Annotated in this window: 14 protein-coding genes and 1 tRNA gene; 11 read left to right on the forward strand and 4 right to left on the reverse strand. The window is 67.3% G+C overall.

Annotated elements, in window-relative coordinates:
• Nucleotides 1-188 precede the first annotated feature (188 nt).
• Nucleotides 189-1,139 carry a cation transporter gene (locus PV772_RS07620; RefSeq protein ID WP_141160039.1) on the forward strand — a complete coding sequence of 317 codons (951 nt, stop codon included), beginning with the start codon at nt 189-191 and terminating at the stop codon, nt 1,137-1,139.
• A gap of 89 nt (nt 1,140-1,228) precedes the next feature.
• Here the strand turns inward: PV772_RS07620 and PV772_RS07625 are convergent.
• The 4 genes from PV772_RS07625 to PV772_RS07640 all read right to left on the reverse strand — a co-directional run bounded on the left by PV772_RS07625 (nt 1,229) and on the right by PV772_RS07640 (nt 4,373).
• Nucleotides 1,229-1,301 (reverse strand) — tRNA-Arg (locus PV772_RS07625).
• A 112-nt stretch (nt 1,302-1,413) separates the two neighbouring features.
• On the reverse strand, nt 1,414-2,979 hold the full coding sequence (locus PV772_RS07630; protein ID WP_141160040.1) for an FAD-dependent oxidoreductase: 1,566 nt from the start codon (nt 2,977-2,979) through the stop codon (nt 1,414-1,416).
• Nucleotides 2,976-3,848, reverse strand: coding sequence for an FAD:protein FMN transferase (locus tag PV772_RS07635; protein WP_141160041.1), 873 nt, complete (start codon nt 3,846-3,848; stop codon nt 2,976-2,978). Before PV772_RS07635 ends, PV772_RS07630 begins: the two co-directional genes overlap by 4 nt.
• 3 nt (nt 3,849-3,851) lie before the next feature.
• Entirely contained in the window at nt 3,852-4,373 is a 522-nt protein-coding gene (locus PV772_RS07640) for a hypothetical protein (protein WP_307357582.1), read from the reverse strand.
• 143 nt (nt 4,374-4,516) lie between these two features.
• On the opposite strand from PV772_RS07640, the gene argS reads away from it, so the two are divergent.
• From argS to PV772_RS07690, 10 genes are all read left to right on the forward strand, one after another.
• Nucleotides 4,517-6,181 carry an arginine--tRNA ligase gene (argS, locus tag PV772_RS07645; RefSeq protein WP_141160042.1) on the forward strand — a complete coding sequence of 555 codons (1,665 nt, stop codon included), beginning with the start codon at nt 4,517-4,519 and terminating at the stop codon, nt 6,179-6,181.
• A 5-nt stretch (nt 6,182-6,186) separates the two neighbouring features.
• Nucleotides 6,187-7,659 (forward strand): diaminopimelate decarboxylase, encoded by a 1,473-nt coding sequence (lysA, locus tag PV772_RS07650; RefSeq protein ID WP_141160043.1) that lies wholly within the window; start codon nt 6,187-6,189, stop codon nt 7,657-7,659.
• Complete coding sequence (locus PV772_RS07655) at nt 7,660-8,976, forward strand: homoserine dehydrogenase (protein ID WP_141160044.1); 1,317 nt, start codon at nt 7,660-7,662, stop codon at nt 8,974-8,976.
• Complete coding sequence (gene thrC, locus PV772_RS07660) at nt 8,977-10,083, forward strand: threonine synthase (protein ID WP_141160045.1); 1,107 nt, start codon at nt 8,977-8,979, stop codon at nt 10,081-10,083.
• Between the two features lie 2 nt (nt 10,084-10,085).
• Entirely contained in the window at nt 10,086-11,060 is a 975-nt protein-coding gene (gene thrB, locus PV772_RS07665) for a homoserine kinase (protein WP_141160046.1), read from the forward strand.
• A 292-nt stretch (nt 11,061-11,352) separates the two neighbouring features.
• A complete protein-coding gene (gene rho / locus PV772_RS07670) occupies nt 11,353-13,491 on the forward strand; it encodes a transcription termination factor Rho (RefSeq protein WP_141160047.1) in 2,139 nt (712 codons plus the stop codon).
• A gap of 285 nt (nt 13,492-13,776) precedes the next feature.
• The gene (gene prfA / locus PV772_RS07675; RefSeq protein WP_141160048.1) at nt 13,777-14,850 is read left to right on the forward strand and encodes a peptide chain release factor 1; all 1,074 of its coding nucleotides are present in this window, start codon (nt 13,777-13,779) and stop codon (nt 14,848-14,850) included.
• Nucleotides 14,851-14,860: 10 nt separating this feature from the next.
• Nucleotides 14,861-15,742, forward strand: a complete 882-nt coding sequence (gene prmC / locus PV772_RS07680) for a peptide chain release factor N(5)-glutamine methyltransferase (protein WP_141160049.1) — start codon at nt 14,861-14,863, stop codon at nt 15,740-15,742.
• On the forward strand, nt 15,739-16,542 hold the full coding sequence (locus tag PV772_RS07685; RefSeq protein ID WP_347885804.1) for an L-threonylcarbamoyladenylate synthase: 804 nt from the start codon (nt 15,739-15,741) through the stop codon (nt 16,540-16,542). Before prmC ends, PV772_RS07685 begins: the two co-directional genes overlap by 4 nt.
• Nucleotides 16,542-17,309, forward strand: coding sequence for a WecB/TagA/CpsF family glycosyltransferase (locus PV772_RS07690; protein WP_141160051.1), 768 nt, complete (start codon nt 16,542-16,544; stop codon nt 17,307-17,309). The genes PV772_RS07685 and PV772_RS07690 overlap by 1 nt, the downstream gene beginning before the upstream one ends.
• Nucleotides 17,310-17,324 lie beyond the last annotated feature (15 nt).

Raw genomic sequence — 17,324 nt, forward strand, 5'->3', positions numbered from 1 at the left:
CAATCACCATCGAGCCCACACTGCACTCAAAGGTAAGACACCGGCCAGCCGCGTCATCAACCTCTCAGGTCAATACATCTAGGTGGAACCAGCCTATGAGCAGGCTCCGACATTGGGAGGGACGCCACCGCCAGGAATTCGGCAGCCTGCAACGGGCTGCAGCAGCCAGCGCTGGGTACGGTAGGCGCATGGCTGAATCCGAAAAGCGAACCAAGTCCAGTTCCACCCTGCTGACGGTCATCATCGCCTTCGTGGCGAATGTGCTGGTGGCGGCGGCAAAATCGGTGGCGGCCGTCCTCTCCGGCTCGGCTTCGATGGCGGCGGAGGCGGCGCACTCCTGGGCGGACACGGGCAACCAGGTGTTCCTGTTTTTCGCGGAACGGCGGTCAGCCCGGCCCCGGGACAAGGGACATCCCATGGGATACGGCCGCGAAGCCTACGTCTGGTCAATGTTCGCCGCGTTCGGCCTCTTTACGGCAGGTGCGGTGGTGTCCATCATGCACGGCATCCAGGAGATAGTTTCCCCTGAGCCGGCCGCCGACTTCATGGTGGCCTACATCGTCCTGGCGGTGGCTTTCGTCTTCGAAGGGATCTCCTTCGTCCAGGCGTTCCGCCAAACCCGGAAAGCGGCGCACGAACTGGAACGGCACACCCTCGAACAGGTCCTCATCAGCTCTGATCCCACGCTGCGCGCCGTCTTTGCCGAGGATGCCGCGGCGCTGATCGGCCTTGTCATAGCGTTCGTGGGCGTGTTCCTGCACCAGGTCACCGGGTCGCCGCTGCCCGATGCGATTGGTTCGATCGCCGTGGGCGTGTTGCTCGCCGTCGTCGCCGTGGTCCTGATCGACCGGAACCGGCGCTTCCTGGTGGGCCAGGGCGTCACGCCCGATATTGAGCGTTCCATGGCGCGGCGGGTGCTGGAGCACCGCGACATCGCCCGGCTCACCTACCTGCACCTGGAATTCGTTGGTCCGCGCAAGCTGTACCTGGTGGCGGCGGTGGACCTGGAGGGGGACCATCCGGAGCATGAGGTGGCAGTGGCCCTGCGCAGGATCGAGCGGGAGCTGGAGGACCACGCAACGGTTGAAGAAGCCGTGCTGACCCTGGCAACCCTTGATGAGCCGGCACTGAATTTCTGACCCTGTTCCGGGGGTGATCGGCGCAGGGCGGGGGGACCCCGGGGAACGAAAAACCCCCGCCGCTTCAAGAAGCGGCGGGGGTTTCCATGTGCCCTCGGTAGGATTCGAACCTACGGCCTTCTGCTCCGGAGGCAGACGCTCTATCCCCTGAGCTACGAGGGCAATTTTCCGGATTCCTGCCGTTCCCGGCGGGACGTCCTAGAGCTTAGCAGGAAGGTGGCCCGCAAGGGAAAACAGGCGCAGGGTCTTGTCCGCGGCGGCTGCCGGCCAGGCCTCAGTAGCCGGCGAAAGAGTCGGTTCTGACCCTGCGCGCACCTGCGCGCCGCGCTGCCCGGCGCAGGGATGCGACGCTTGCCGGGGAGCCGGAGACGTAGACCTCCCGGCGGGCAATGTCCGGGACAAGCGCTGCAAGCGCCTTTCCATCCAGCCGGCCGGGAGCGCCGGGCTCGCCGCGCGCCCCGGGTGAAGCTGAGGCCAGGCCCGACGGCGGCCGGGAGCCGTCTGCCAGCATCACCATCACCGGGAGGCCGGATGACCGGAGTTCGTCTGTGTAGGGCACTTCGTCAGCGCTCCTGGCCAGGAGCAGGAGGATGGCATCCCGCTCCCGCAAGGCGCCGGAGGACAGTTGGGACACGAATGGCGTGATGCCGATGCCTGCGGCGATGAGCAGTACCGGCCGGCGGGGATCCCGCGGCAGGACAAAGTCGCCGCCCACCGCCGTGGCCGTCACAGGGTCGCCGGGCCGCAGTGCCAGGAGCGCCTCCTTTGCCGCAGACACCGGACCGGCCGTGCGGACGCCAAAGGACACCAGGCGCCCGCCAGGGGAACCGGTCAGGCTGAACACGCGGCGCCGGCCTTTCCCATCCGGCCTGGCGTGCGGGAGGTCCAGCTCCATGTATTGTCCGGGGAGGAAACGCACCGGCCTGGCGGCCTCGAAAGAGAACTCGGCAGTGGTGGGCGTCAGCGGGCGGTTTCCAGCAAACCGGAGCTTCACGGCCCCGCGCTGGCCGGACAGGAAGGCCAGCAGGTTGCCCGCAAGCAGCGCCGCCTCGGGGGAGTTCGCCACAGGACCCAGGTTCCACGGGAGCGCGAAGAGCACTCCCACCACGCCGGCAAGGACCAGCTGCTGGCGTCGCCGCGGCGGCAGTGTGAGGGGCTCGGTCAGCATGAAACCCACGAAGAAGAGCACCGGACGCTGCGCGAGGGCCTGCCAGAGGCCCATCCCGGCGGTCATGCCGGAGCGAAGCAGCTCAACGTTGATGATGGCGGTTGCGACTATTGTGAACACGGCTGCCATCAACAGCTTGCGCGTGCGGTGCAGGACCAGCAGCACGCCCGGCACCAGCAGCCAGAGCATGGCCGGAGTGGCCGCCCACCAGGTGGCGACGTTCAGCCCGGTCAGGCCGGTGGCGAAGGCGCCGGCCGCGGCAGGATTGAAGATGTGCCGTCCGCGCCACGCCAATGCGTATTTCGACGCCGACGCCAGGACGCACGCCAGCGCCACCCCCGCCAGGTCCATCGGCTGCAGGGAGGGCCAGAACAGGAAGTAGAGCAGCAGTCCTGTGATCAGGGAGGACTCGGTGTGGGGATTAACCCGGAAGAGCGCCGCAAGCGCCCGGTTGGTGGCCCAGGTCAGTCCCAGGCACAGTGCCAGGTGTCCCAGCATTTCGGGGATGCCGAACGTCAGCCAGCCCAGCACGTCAAGGAGCAGGCTGTAGGCGGCAAGGGCGGCCAGGACCAGGAGGATAAGCCGGTACATGGTGAACCTGCCCACGGCTGACCCTATTCGTCCGCTGAGGGAGGGAACCGGGCCGGTTTGGGGTGTGTCCACGGAACTCATGAGAACAGCTTCCCTTCGAATTCGGCTGAGTAGGTCGCACTGCCGTCGGAAAAGACTGTCAGCCAGGAAAAATCGAACGTGTCCGCGAGCAGGGCGCCCGGAACGAAGAAGAGGGCGGTGGCGAGGGCATCGGCGACCATGGCTGTTTCCGCCAGCGCCCAGGCGGCGACGGCGGTCCGCACCGGCTGCCCGGTGGTTCCGTCCAGGACGTGGTGCAGTCCGTCGCCCCAAGCCCGCCGGTTGGCCGCGGAAGCACACAGGGCCCGCCCGTCCAGCTCCACGACGCCGATGGCCTGTGCCGGGTTGTAGGGGTGTTCGAGGGCAACACTGACGGGGTCCGGGCCGCGGACCAGCAGGTCGCCGCTGGCATCAATGATGAAGGATCCGGTGCCGGCGCCCTCCAGTTCGGCGGCCAGCAGGTCCACCAACAAACCCTTGCCGGCGGCGCCGATGTCCAGCACCACCGGCTCACTGGCCGTCAGGCTGGTCCCGGACCAGCTGAGGACCGACTCCCAAGGGGGCGCCGGGAGTGGCGGACCTGCCGGCCGGAGCGAGTAGGCGGGATCGTACCCCAGCCGTTCCAGGCTGCTGCCGATCAGCGGCGTCATGGCGCCGTCGGTCAAACCGTACAAGGTGGAATACAGCGGGCCGAGCGCTGCGGCCTCGTCGGGAAACCGGTAGCGTCCCGGTGCGCGGGCCATCGCCGCCACCAGCGAGTCGGCCCTGAACCGGGACCACGCGGCGTCGAACCTTTCAATGTGGTCCAGGAGGCTCTCCCGCAACGCCGCCGTCAAGGGCAGGGGTGTGGAGATCTCCCAGTCGGTGCCGATCCCCTGGAACGCAAAGCCCTCCCAGTCCGTGCCGGACACCGCCTACTGCGCCTCCGACTTGATCTTGCCCACGGCCTGGTTGAAGCCTCCGCTGGTCAGGGAGGAGCCGGCAACCTTGGAAACGTTGAGCTCGTCGAGGTTCTTGCCCACCACCTGCGCCGCGATGCCGCCGGCGAACTCACCCTGGAACTTGCGGGTATTCGGGTTGGACGGGTGCTGGGTGATCTGCACATCGGTGACTCTTCCCGCGGCGAGGGTCAACTGCACGCCGACCGTCTCCGTGCCGTTGGGGGAAACGTAGTTGCCGTCCGCGCTGTAGGTGCCGTCCTTGTAGCTGCCACCGCTGCCGGCCAGGGCGGTGGAGCCGCCCGACGGCGCGGCGGAGGAGTTTCCGGGGGCGCCGTTGGTGGCCGACGGGGCCTCGGCCGCCGAGGGTGCACAGCCCGCCACGGTTCCGGCCAGTGACAAGCCGGCGATTCCGGCGTAGAGGGTCCGGCGGAGGGCGCCGCCCGCTGCCGGGGAGCCTGCGGATATGGACGGGCTTTTGCGGGTGGAGGGTCTCATGAAGGCTCTCGTTTCACTCTGAGGTCATGCCGTGCGGCAGTGGCTACGCTCTGCATAACGCCGGATCTGCCCGAAAGGTTCACCCCGGGGCTTCGGCCGGCGTTAAATTCTTTGCTGTCACTGGCCCCCGGTAGGCTAGGGGGGTGACTCCCGAAGAACTTTCCCTCGCCATATCCGCCTGCCTCAAGGACGCCGTCGCCGCCGGCGAAATCGCCCTTGCGGAATCAGCAATTCCTGCTGAGGTGCGCGTGGAGCGACCCAAGAACAGGGACCACGGCGACTGGGCCACCAACATCGCCCTCCAGCTCGCCAAGCCGGCAGGGACCAACCCGCGTGAATTCGCTGCCATCCTCAGTGCCCGGCTGAAGTCCATCAATGGTGTTTCCGCCGTGGACATCGCCGGCCCGGGTTTCCTGAACATCACCGTTGACGCCGCGGCAGCCGGTGCCCTGGCCAAGGTCATCGTTGAGGCCGGCCGGAGCTACGGCACCAATACGGCGCTCGCCGGCCGCACGGTCAACATGGAGTTCGTGTCCGCCAATCCCACCGGGCCGCTGCACATCGGACACACCCGCTGGGCAGCCCTGGGTGACTCGATTGCCCGGGTGTTGCGCGCCTCCGGCGCCGACGTCACTGCGGAGTACTACATCAACGACGCCGGCTCGCAGATGAACACCTTCGCCACCTCCGTCTACAACCGGCTGCACGGCCTTCCCGTGCCCGACGGCGGCTACCCCGGGCAGTACATCGCGGACCTTGGCCACGAAGTGCTCACCGCCCACCCCGACATCCGCGAGCTCACCGAAGTTGCGGCCCTGCCCGTCATCCGGGCCGCGGCCTATGAAGCCCAGATGAAGGACATCAAGGCCACCCTGGCAGAGTTCGGCGTCGAGTTCGACGTCTTCTTCTCCGAGCAGGAACTGCACGACGCCGGGGCGATCGAGAGCGCCGTGGCGCGCCTTCGCGAGCAGGGCCACGTGTTCGACGACGGCGGTGCGGTCTGGCTGCGGACCACGGACTTTGGCGACGACAAGGACCGCGTGATGATCCGCGCCAACGGCGAGCCCACCTACTTCGCCGCGGACGCCGCCTACTACCTGTCCAAGAAGGACCGCGGCTTCACGGAAAAGATCTACCTCCTGGGCGCCGACCACCACGGCTACATCAACCGGCTCAAGGCCATTTCGGCCGCGGCCGGGGATGATCCAGAAGTCAACATCGAGGTGCTGATTGGCCAGCTGGTTTCGGTAAATGGAGCCAAGCTGTCCAAGCGCGCGGGCAACATCATCGAGCTCAAGGACCTGATTGAGTGGCTGGGCAAGGATGCCGTCCGCTACTCCCTGGCCCGGTTCCCCGCCGACTCGCCGTTGACGCTCGATCCGGAGCTGCTGAAGAAGCACAGCAACGAGAACCCAGTGTTCTACGTCCAGTACGCCCACGCCCGTTCCCGCGGCGCCGCGCGCAACGCGGTGGCTGCCGGCGTCGAACGCCAGGTGGACGGCCAGGACAGCTTCGACGCCTCGCTCCTGGACCACGCCACGGAAAACGAGCTGCTCTCCTACCTGGGCAGCTACCCGTCCATCGTGGCCAAGGCCGCGGAACTGCGCGAACCGCACCGGGTGGCGCGCCACCTCGAGGCCATCGCCGGGGCCTACCACCGCTGGTACGACGCCTGCCGCATTGCGCCCATGGGTGAAGAACCCGTCACGGACCTCAACCGCACCAGGCTCTGGCTGAATGACGCCACCAGCCAGGTACTGGCGAACGGCCTTGACCTCCTGGGCGTTTCCGCGCCGGAACGGATGTAGGACCCATGACGCACGCAGCAGCACAGGGATCTCCGCTTGCCCCGGAATGGCTTACCGTTCCGGATGACCTCAATGCCCTCCACGAACCGATGTGGGCCGGCGACGCAGCACGCAACGGGGACGGTGAACTCAGCATCGGCGGCATCCCCGTCAGCGAGTTGCAGCGGCAATACGGGACCCCGCTTTTCGTGATGAGCGAGAACGACTTCCGTGCCCGCGCCAGGGCATTCAGCGACGCCTTCAATGACGCCTTCGCGGATATCTGCGGGGGAGTGGATGTCTACTACGCCGGCAAGTCATTCCTCTGCACCGCGGTGGTGCGCTGGGTGGAGGAAGAAGGGCTGCGGCTGGACACGGCCTCGGGCGGCGAACTCGCCGTGGCCTACCGGGCCGGAATTCCCGGCGCGGACGTCGCCCTGCACGGCAACAACAAGTCCGACGGCGAGATCCACCGGGCGCTTGACATGGGCCTGGGGCGGATCGTGGTGGACAGCCTTGATGAGCTCGTGCGGGTCGGCGCGATCGCGCAGGGGCGCGGGGAGCAGGCGAAGGTCATGCTGCGGCTCACCCCCGGCGTGCATGCCCACACGCACGAATTCATCGCCACCGCCCACGAGGACCAGAAGTTCGGCCTCTCGATGGCTGCCGATACCACCGATCAAGCCGGGATCTCCGCTGCCGAGGAAGCGGTGGCAGCCGCATCAGCGCATCCTGGCATCGAGCTGCTGGGCCTGCACTGCCACATCGGCTCCCAGATCTTCGAGCCGGACGGGTTTGCGCTGGCCGCCGAGAAACTGCTGCGCTTCCTGGCCGCCATGCAGGAAAAGTACTCCATCACCCTGCCGGAACTGGACCTTGGCGGCGGCTACGGGATCGCCTACACGCCGGTGGACACCCCCCGCCCCGCCGCGGAGATCGCCAACGCGATGGCCGCCGTCGTGCGTTCCACCTGCGCCGAGCTGGGCATCGACGCGCCGCGCATCTCCATCGAACCGGGACGCGCCATCGTGGGCAGCACCACCTTCACGCTGTACGAAGTGGGCACGCTGAAGACGGTCCGCGTGGACGTACCCGGCACCTCCGGCGACGGTGACGCGGGCAACAACGTTACGTATCCCCGCCGGTATGTTTCGGTGGACGGCGGCATGAGCGACAACGCCCGCCCGGTGCTGTACGACGCGGATTATTCGGCCGTCCTGGCCTCGCGGACGTCCGGCGCCGCCCCGCAGCTGTCCCGCGTGGTGGGCAAACATTGCGAGAGCGGCGACATAGTTGTTAGAGATGTATATCTGCCCGAGGACGTGGCAGCCGGTGATCTGCTTGCTGTACCGGGAACCGGCGCCTACTGCTGGGCCCTCTCGAGCAACTACAACTATCTGGCCCGGCCGGGCGTTGTCGCGGTGCGCGACGGATCTTCCCGGCTGATTGTCCGCGGGGAAACCGAAGAAGACCTGCTGAACCGCGACATGGGAGCCTGAATGACGGAAATGCGAACGCTGAAAGTAGCCCTGCTGGGCTGTGGCAACGTTGGAGCCCAGGTTGCGCGGATCCTCATTGAGGACGCGGACGCCCTCGCTGCCCGCGCCGGTGCCCGCCTGCAGCTCAGCGGCATCGCCGTGCGCAACGTCAACGCCCCCCGCGACGTGGACCTGCCGCAGGACCTTTTCACCACCGACGCCGAAACGCTGGTCAAGGACACCGACCTTGTCATCGAGTTGATGGGCGGCATCGAGCCCGCCCGCACGCTGATCCTCTCCGCGCTGCAGAACGGCGCCTGCGTGGTGACCGGAAACAAGGCACTTCTGGCGCAGGATGGCCCCACGCTCTACGAAGAGGCGGACCGAGCCGGCGTCCAGCTGTCCTACGAGGCCGCCGTCGCCGGAGCCATCCCGATCCTGCGCCCCATCCGCGACAGCCTCTCGGGCGACCGGATCACCCGCGTGCTGGGCATCGTCAACGGCACCACCAATTTCATCCTCGACCAGATGGACACCACCGGCGCCCAGTTCGCGGACGCCCTCGCCGAGGCCCAGCGCCTTGGCTACGCGGAAGCCGATCCCACGGCCGACGTCGAAGGCCACGACGCCGCCGCCAAGGCCGCGATCCTGGCCTCGCTCTCCTTCCACACCCGCTTCGCCCTGGAGAACGTCCACTGCGAGGGAATCTCAAACGTCAGCGCTGCCGACATCGCCGCGGCGAAAGACGCCGGCTTCGTCATCAAGCTGCTGGCCATCGCGGAGAAACTGACCGACGTTGACGGCAAGGAAGGCGTGTCCGTCCGTGTCCACCCCACCCTCCTTCCGCGCGAACACCCGCTGGCCGCGGTCCGTGGTGCCTTCAACGCCGTGTTCATCGAAGCCGAGAACGCCGGAGAGCTGATGTTCTACGGCCAGGGCGCCGGCGGAACCCCCACGGCGTCTGCCGTTATGGGCGATCTCGTGTCGGCCGCCCGCCGCCTGGTCCTGGGCGGACCCCAGCGCACGGAAACCACCACCGGCCACGTCCCGGCGCTGCCCATCGAAGCGGCCACTACCAGCTACTACATCGGCCTGGACGTTGCAGACCAGCCCGGTGTGCTGGCCCGGATTGCCCAGCTGTTCGCCGAGCACGGTGTCTCGATCGAAATCATGCGGCAGACCATCCACCGGGATGCGGAATCCAACGTGGAGTCGGCCGAACTGCGGATTGTCACCCACCGCGCATCAGAGGCTGCCCTTGCAGCCACCGTCCAGGCCGTAAAGGGCCTGGACGTCATCAATTCAGTTACATCCGTTCTGCGGGTAGAAGGAGTCTAAGTGGCTCACCAATGGCGCGGCGTCATCCGCGAATACGCTGACCGTCTGCCCGTGACGGAGTCCACCAGGGTGATCACCCTGGGCGAGGGCGGCACCCCGCTGGTTCACGCGCAGAAGCTCTCAGAACTCACCGGGTCCGAGGTCTACCTGAAGGTGGAGGGCATGAACCCCACCGGCTCCTTCAAGGACCGGGGCATGACCATGGCCATGACTGCCGCGGTGGCCTCCGGCGCCAAGGCCGTGGTCTGCGCTTCCACCGGCAACACCTCCGCGTCCGCCGCAGCCTACGCCACGGCCGCCGGCCTCAAATGCGCCGTCCTGGTGCCCGAGGGCAAGATCTCGATGGGCAAGCTCAGCCAGGCGATCGCGCACGGTGCCACCTTGCTGCAGGTGGACGGCAACTTCGACAACTGCCTGGACATCGCCCGCAAGCTGGGGGAGTCCTACCCCGTCTTCCTGGTCAACTCGGTCAACCCCGCCCGCATCCAGGGCCAGAAGACCGGCGCCTTCGAAGTGGTCGATTCCCTGGGTGATGCACCGGACATCCACGTTCTGCCCGTGGGCAACGCCGGCAACATCACGGCCTACTGGAAGGGCTACAAGGAGTACTGCGCTCCCTTCGAATCGGATACCGCCGGCACGCTTCCCGCTGTATCCACCAAGACGCCAGCAATGTGGGGCTTCCAGGCCGCCGGTGCCGCCCCGTTTGTCGCAGGCCACCCGATCACGGAACCAGACACCATCGCCACCGCCATCCGCATCGGAAACCCGGCGTCCTGGGATGGTGCCGTAGGCGCCCGTGACGAATCCGGTGGGCTCATCGAAGCCGTCACCGACGAGGAGATCCTGAACGCCCACCGCTGGCTGTCAGCCAAGGAGGGCGTCTTCGTAGAGCCCGGATCCGCGGCCGGCGTGGCGGGCCTGCTCAAGAAGCACGCCGCCGGCGAGGTCCCCAGCGGAAAGACCATCGTCATTACCGTCACCGGCCATGGCCTCAAGGACCCGCAGTGGGCCCTTCGCACCGAAGACGGCAACGACGTCCAACCGGTCAAGGTTCCGAATGACGTTGTCACTGTGGCCGCTGAGCTGGGACTGGAAGAAAAATAGCCTTGGACACCACCTCGCAGGCCGCCGTTGGACTGCAACTGATCGAGCCGGGCCAGTGCGTTACCGTCCGCGTCCCGGCCACGACGGCCAACCTGGGCCCCGGATACGACAGCCTGGGACTGGCCCTGGCGCTGCACGACACCCTGACCGTGGAAAGCCTGGACACGGACGAACTCGTCTTCGAGCTCAGCGGCGAGGGCGCAGACACCCTTCCGCGGGATGCCAGCCACCTGGTAATCAGGGCCATGGACGCAGCGTTTGAGCGGCTTGGCTACCGGCACGGAGGCCTGAAGGTGACGGCCCGCAACGTCAACCCGCACGGCCGTGGGCTGGGCTCCTCCGCATCAGCCGTGGTGGCCGCAGTCTCGGCTGCCAATGCCATGGTTCCGGCCGAAAGCCGCCGCGGAAAGGACTGGATCCTCCAGCTCACCAGCGAGATGGAAGGCCACCCGGACAACGTCGCACCCGCGATTTTCGGCGGACTGGCGCTGTCATGGCAGGACAGTGAGCAGTACAGCAGCACCAGTGCCACAGTTGCCGGATCCGTGATCCCCGTCGTGGCGGTGCCCGATTTCGAACTCTCCACCGAAGCTGCCCGCGCCCTGCTCCCGGCCTCTGTGGGACACCACGCCGCCGCCATGAATTCCGGCAGGGCAGCGCTGCTGATCCACGCGCTCACGCAAAAGCCGGAATTCCTGGTGCCGGGCACCGAGGACTACCTGCACCAGAGCTACCGCGCGGAGGCCATGCGGCCCAGTGCGGCACTGATCGGCGCCCTCCGCAAGGCAGGCTATGCCGCAGTGGTTTCCGGTGCAGGGCCCACCGTCCTGGTGCTGGCCAACGGGGAAGCGCAGGGCACGGACGCCGTGGCCTTCATCGAAGCCTTTACGGCGGAGAACACGCCGGACATCGGCTGGCGCGTGCTGAAGCTCGCAGTGGACGTTGAAGGTGCTAAGGTGGACGTGCACCGGCGGTAATTCCGCCTATCTGATCTGCTCCTGCATTCAGTTGCTGTTTGATCTACCACTGTGAATGTATTCCGGTGCCACCTGCTTGGTCTGTCGCAGGAATCTGCAGCATCCAACTGCCCCTGAAGCGTCAGTCAGGCGTTGCGCCGTGGGCGCAGCGCAAGGTGAATCAGTATCCGGCCCTGCTGGCCGAAATCCAACCGGCAAGGCTGAAATCCGGCTGCAGATCTGAACTGCAGCCCAGATCAAATCATCGCGTCCAGCTCCCAGTCTGGACGCCGTCGAGGGGGAAGGATCCTTCGTGACCGAAACCACTGAGCTGTCGCCAGCTGTGGAACACACAACTTCTGCTGCCGAATCATCGGCAGCACCCGCCAAGAGCAGCGGCCTTGCCGGCCTTAAGCTCGCCCAGCTGCAGGCCCTCGCCAGCCAGCTCGGTATCTCCGGCGGCTCCCGCATGCGCAAGGGGGACCTGGTCTCGGCCATCTCCGCCCACCGCGCAGGCAACCTGACCGTCAAGACCCCTGCCAAGGCAGCGGACAAGGCTTCGGAAAGCACCGTGGCTCCGGCTGCAGCCGCTCCGGAAGCAGCCACCGCAGAAGCTCCCGCCGCTGAAGGCACCCGTGCCCGCGGACGCGGCCGCAGCCGCCGCGCCGTCAGCGACGGCGTGGTAGCCCCGGCAGCCGAAGCTCCCGCCGTGGAAACCGCTGCGGCGCCTGCCACCGCGGCCGTTGAGGCGCCGTCGGCCGCCCCCGCGGAAAGCACCGAGGCATCCGAAGGCGCCCCCGAGCGCCGCCAGCCCCGCACCCGCAACCGCCGCCGCAGCGAAGCCGCTGCCGCCTCCATCCAGGAAGCGCCGGTGGAAACCCCGGCAGAACAGCCGGCAACGGAACAGCGTGCAGGCGAGCAGCGTGCAGGTGAACAGCGCACCGAAGCCCCCGCAGAAGCAGGGGACGCCGGGCAGCGCACCGAACGCCGCGATGGCGGCCGGACACGCGGCCGCGACAACACCCGCGATTCCGACGGCGGCCGCGACAACAGCGGCAGCCGCGACGCCGGCCAGCGCGACGGCGGCCGGGACAACCGGGACAACGACGACTCCGACGGCGGAAGCCGCCGCAACCGCCGCAACCGCCGCGACCGGAATGACCGCAACGACCGCTCCGGCGGCCAGGACCGGGACAACTCCCGCAACGACCGCTTCCGCGACCGCAACGACCGCCGCCGCGGCCGCAACCAGGGACCGGACGTGGACGACGTTGAGGTTACCGACGACGACGTCCTGCTGCCGGTTGCCGGCATCCTCGACGTTCTCGAGAACTACGCGTTTATCCGCACCTCCGGCTACCTGCCCGGCCCCAACGACGTCTACGTCTCCCTGGCCCAGGTCAAGAAGTACAACCTGCGCAAGGGCGACGCCGTGGTGGGTGCCATCCGTGCACCCCGCGAAGGCGAAGACCGCAGCCAGCAGTCCAACCGCCAGAAATTCAACGCCCTGGTGCGCGTTACGTCCGTCAACGGAAAGACGCCCGAAGAACTCAAGGACCGCGTCGAGTTCGCCAAGCTGGTTCCGCTCTACCCGTCGGAGCGCCTGCGCCTCGAGACCGACCCCAAGAAGATCGGTCCCCGCGTCATCGACCTCGTGGCCCCGATCGGAAAGGGCCAGCGCGGCCTGATCGTCTCCCCGCCCAAGGCCGGCAAGACGCTCATCCTGCAGTCCATCGCCAACGCCATCACCACCAACAACCCTGAGGTCCACCTCATGATGGTGCTGGTCGACGAACGGCCAGAAGAAGTCACGGACATGCAGCGCACCGTCAAGGGTGAGGTCATCGCCTCCACCTTCGACCGTCCCGCCGACGACCACACCACCGTGGCCGAACTCTCCATCGAACGCGCCAAGCGCCTGGTGGAAATGGGCATGGACGTGGTGGTCCTGCTGGACTCCATGACCCGCCTGGGCCGCGCCTACAACCTGGCAGCACCGGCCTCCGGCCGCATCCTGTCCGGTGGCGTGGACTCCGCAGCCCTCTACCCGCCCAAGCGCTTCTTCGGTGCCGCCCGCAACATCGAAAACGGCGGATCGCTCACCATCCTGGCCACCGCCCTCGTCGAGACTGGTTCCAAGATGGACGAGGTCATCTTCGAAGAGTTCAAGGGCACCGGCAATATGGAACTCCGCCTGTCCCGCCAGCTGGCCGACAAGCGCATCTTCCCGGCCGTGGATGTCAACGCATCCGGCACCCGCCGCGAAGAGAACCTGCTCTCGCCCGAAGAAGTCAAGATCATGTGGAAGCTGCGCCGCGTCCTCTCCGGACTCGAAACCCAGCAGAGCCTTGAGCTGCTCACCAACAAGATCCGGGAAACCCAGAGCAACGTCGAGTTCCTCATGCAGGTCCAGAAGACGACGCTTGGTGCTAAGTCGGATAACGACAAGTAGCTTCACCAGAGGCGGGGCCGACGCATTTTGCCGGCCCCGCCTTTGTCGTTCGGATTTTGCCGCCCCCGCCTTCGTCGTTCAGTTTTGCCGCCCCCGCCCCTTCGCTGGGCGGCTTCACGATCTTCGATCGTTTGCCGCCCAGCTCCGGCAGGCCCGATGCCACTCCCGGGGCGGCAAAACCGAACGCCTCCTCAGCAGGGTCGCCTGCCGTGCGTGGGCGCGGACTCACCGCCGCGGCCACGTCCCGTTTGTCACTAGACTTGTACAAGTCGAAAGAGGTTTTAAATGTTTGAGTCCGTACAGGGCCTGCTTGATGAGCATGACTCCATCCAGGCGCAGCTGGGGGATCCTGCTGTTTATGCTGACCAGCGGCTTGCCCGGAAGCTGGGGCGGCGGTCGGCTCAGCTCAATGGCATTGTTGAGGCTTACCACAAGTGGGAAGGCATCCGGGATGACCTTGCCGCGGCCAAGGAAATGGCGTCCGAGGATCCCGAGTTCGCTGCCGAGGTCCCTGAATTGGAGGCTGCCCTGGAAACTGCCGCGGCCAAGCTGCGGCGCCTGCTGATTCCCCGCGATCCCGACGACGCCCGCAACGTGATCCTCGAGGTCAAGGGCGGCGAAGGCGGCGACGAGGCTGCCCTGTTCGCCGGCGATCTGCTGCGCATGTACACCCGCTATGCGGAGTCCCGTGGCTGGAAGACCGAAATCATCTCCGCCACGGAGTCGGACCTGGGCGGGTACAAGGACGTCCAGGTGGCCGTCAAGGGCAACTCCAACGACCCCGCCGAAGGCGTGTACGCCCGGCTCAAGTTCGAAGGCGGTGTGCACCGCGTCCAGCGCGTGCCCGTCACTGAGTCCCAGGGCCGCATCCACACCTCCGCGGCCGGCGTGCTGGTCCTGCCCGAAGTGGACGAGCCCGAAGAGCTCGAAATCAACCAGAATGACCTCAAAATCGACGTCTACCGTTCCTCCGGCCCCGGCGGCCAGTCCGTCAACACCACGGACTCGGCCGTCCGCATCACGCACCTTCCCACCGGCATCGTCGTCGCGATGCAGAACGAGAAGTCCCAGCTCCAGAACCGCGAGGCCGGCATGCGCGTGCTCCGCGCCCGCATCCTGGCCCACCAGCAGGAGCAGATCGACGCCGAGAACTCGGCCCAGCGCAAGTCGCAGATCCGCACCATGGACCGCTCCGAGCGGATCCGCACCTACAACTACCCGGAAAACCGGATCGCGGACCACCGCACCGGCTACAAGGCGTACAACCTTGACCAGGTCATGAACGGCGACCTGGAACCGGTGATCCAGTCCGCGATCGAGATGGACGAACAGGCACGCCTGGACGCCATCGGCGACTAGTCCTCCCGGTATGAACGCGGGCCAGACCCTCGCCGAGGCCGTTAGCGCAGCCACGGCCGTCCTCCGCGACGCCGGCGTGCCCAGCCCCAGGGTGGACGCCGAGCTCCTGGCCGACCACCTGCTGAACGTGGGCCTCGGCCGGCTCCGCGCGCTGATGCTGGGCGACACGCCGGCTCCCGTCGGCTATTCGGAGCTGGTGGCCGAACGGGCCGGGCGGGTGCCGCTCCAGCACATCACCGGGGTGGCGCATTTCCGCTACCTGGAGCTGGCCGTGGGTCCTGGCGTGTTCATCCCGCGTCCGGAGACAGAATCGGTGGTGCAGTTGGCCATCGACCACGTCAAGGGGATGCAGGCTCCCCGGATCGTGGACCTCGGTACGGGCTCAGGCGCCATTGCGGGTTCGCTCGCTTCGGAGGTTCCCGGTGCCGAGGTGCACGCGGTCGAATTCAGCCCCTTTGCGCACGCCTGGGCCGCGAAAAACCTGGTGCCGCTCGGCGTGGACCTTGTCCTGGGGGACCTGCGCGACGCCTTTCAGGAACTCAACGGAAGCGTCGACGTCGTAGTATCCAACCCGCCATACATCCCGGCGGAAGCCATCCCCAACGAACCCGAAGTAGCGCTGCACGATCCGCCCGAGGCCTTGTATGGCGGGGGAGCGGACGGCATGGAACTTCCGACGGCGGCGGCAAAGTCCGCTGCCAGGCTGCTGCGGCCAGGGGGTTACTTCGTTATGGAACACGCCGAAGTGCAGTCCGGCTGGATTGCCGCAATGCTTGCCAGGACCGGAGCCTGGACGGACATCACGACGCACCTGGACCTCAACGGCAAGGACCGCGCCACCAGCGCCTTCCTCGCGGACCAGGCCACACGGAATGAAAGAATGGGCCAGTGACCACAACTTATGACTGCACCATTGAAGACGAGCGCGCCCGCGGCCTCGAGGACGCCCAGCGCGCCATCGGCGAAAAGAAGTGCGTCGTGCTCCCTACGGACACCGTGTACGGGATCGGCGCGGACGCGTTCTCGCCGCAGGCCGTGACCATGCTGCTGGTATCCAAAGGGCGGAGCCGCACCATGCCGCCGCCCGTCCTGATCCCGCGCATCAACGCGCTGGACGGCCTGGCCACCGAGGTGTCCGCGGAAGCGCGCAAGCTGGCTGAGGCCTTCTGGCCCGGTGGCCTGACACTGATCCTGCACGCTCAGCCGTCCCTCGACTGGGACCTGGGCGAAACCAAGGGGACCGTGGCACTGCGGATGCCCGCCGACGACGTTGCCCTCGAACTGCTGACCTTGACCGGCCCCCTCGCCGTGTCTTCAGCCAACCGCACCGGCCAGGCTCCGGCCCAGACTGCCGCCGCTGCCCGCGAGCAGCTGGCCGATTCCGTGGAGGTGTACCTGGAAGGTGGCCCGCGTCCCCTGGAGGGCGAGCCCGGCGTGCCGTCCACCATCGTGGACGCCACCGGACCCGTCCTGCGCGTGGTGCGCGACGGAGCAGTGAGCCTTGACCAGCTCCGCGAGCACGTCCCCGGAGTCCTTGGCCTGGGGGAGGACCCTACTCCTGCCGGAGATGCAGGCGCCGCGCCGGCAGGCGATGCGCAGGACGGCGACGTCCCGGCGTCGGAAGCCGGCTCGTCCGCCGTGACGGCGCCGGACACCGAATCCACCGCCCCTGCCGGGGACCAGCAGCCGTGATGACGCTGGAGCGCCAGCAGGTCCCGGTCCTGGGCGTGCATGCCACTCCGTTGCGGGTCCCCGAGCTGGTGGCGGAACTGGGCAGCTTCATAGCGGAGGGAGCCACCCGCACGGTCCTGGGCCACAACCTGCACAGCGTCACGCTGGCCTTGTCCGACGACGGCTTCCGCAGGCTCTACGAGGAAAGCGACGTGGTGCTCCTGGACGGGGCACCGGTGCTGTGGCTGTGGGGGAGGACCGGCAACGCCGACGGGCCCGTCATGGACTACCGGCTGGGGTCCACCGACTGGCTGCCGTCCCTGGACCAGGTTCAGGGACTGGAACGGATTGCCGTGATCGGCGCCGGCGTTGAGGCGAATGCGGGGGCAGTCAGCCGGCTCCAGGACATCGTTCCCGGCGCACGCGTGTCCGGATTCCCCGGTGAAGGATGGGGCCCTGGCCTGGAAGACGCAGCCGTTGCCTGGCTGCACCGTGAACAACCGCAGCTGGTCCTGCTGGGACTGGGCATGCCGCTCCAGGAGGAAGTGATGCAGCGGCGGCTCGCTGACATGCCCCCTGCTGTGTACTGCGCAGTGGGCGGTGCCATCGAGCAGCTTGCGGGGGTCCAGAAGCTGGCCCCGCGGTGGCTGGGCCGCATGGGGCTGGAATGGGCATGGCGCCTGCTCCTGCATCCGCGCCGGGTCGCGTACCGCGTGCTGGGAGAGCCTTGGGTCCTGCTGTGGCTCCTGGTTGGCCGCAGGCTCAGGAAGTCCGGACTGGACAGGTAAGCGGGCCCCGGAGGC

This window comes from Pseudarthrobacter sp. CC12, from assembly GCF_039907755.1.
Lineage (GTDB): Bacteria > Actinomycetota > Actinomycetes > Actinomycetales > Micrococcaceae > Arthrobacter > Arthrobacter niigatensis.

Bases quoted from the DNA above. Each gene is read 5' to 3' on its own strand.
- PV772_RS07620 (WP_141160039.1), top strand. From the start codon at position 189: ATGGCTGAATCCGAAAAGCGAACCAAGTCCAGTTCCACCCTGCTGACG.
- PV772_RS07630 (WP_141160040.1), bottom strand. From the start codon at position 2,979: ATGAGTTCCGTGGACACACCCCAAACCGGCCCGGTTCCCTCCCTCAGC.
- PV772_RS07640 (WP_307357582.1), bottom strand. From the start codon at position 4,373: ATGAGACCCTCCACCCGCAAAAGCCCGTCCATATCCGCAGGCTCCCCG.
- lysA (WP_141160043.1), top strand. From the start codon at position 6,187: ATGACGCACGCAGCAGCACAGGGATCTCCGCTTGCCCCGGAATGGCTT.
- PV772_RS07655 (WP_141160044.1), top strand. From the start codon at position 7,660: ATGACGGAAATGCGAACGCTGAAAGTAGCCCTGCTGGGCTGTGGCAAC.
- prfA (WP_141160048.1), top strand. From the start codon at position 13,777: ATGTTTGAGTCCGTACAGGGCCTGCTTGATGAGCATGACTCCATCCAG.
- prmC (WP_141160049.1), top strand. From the start codon at position 14,861: ATGAACGCGGGCCAGACCCTCGCCGAGGCCGTTAGCGCAGCCACGGCC.
- PV772_RS07690 (WP_141160051.1), top strand. From the start codon at position 16,542: ATGACGCTGGAGCGCCAGCAGGTCCCGGTCCTGGGCGTGCATGCCACT.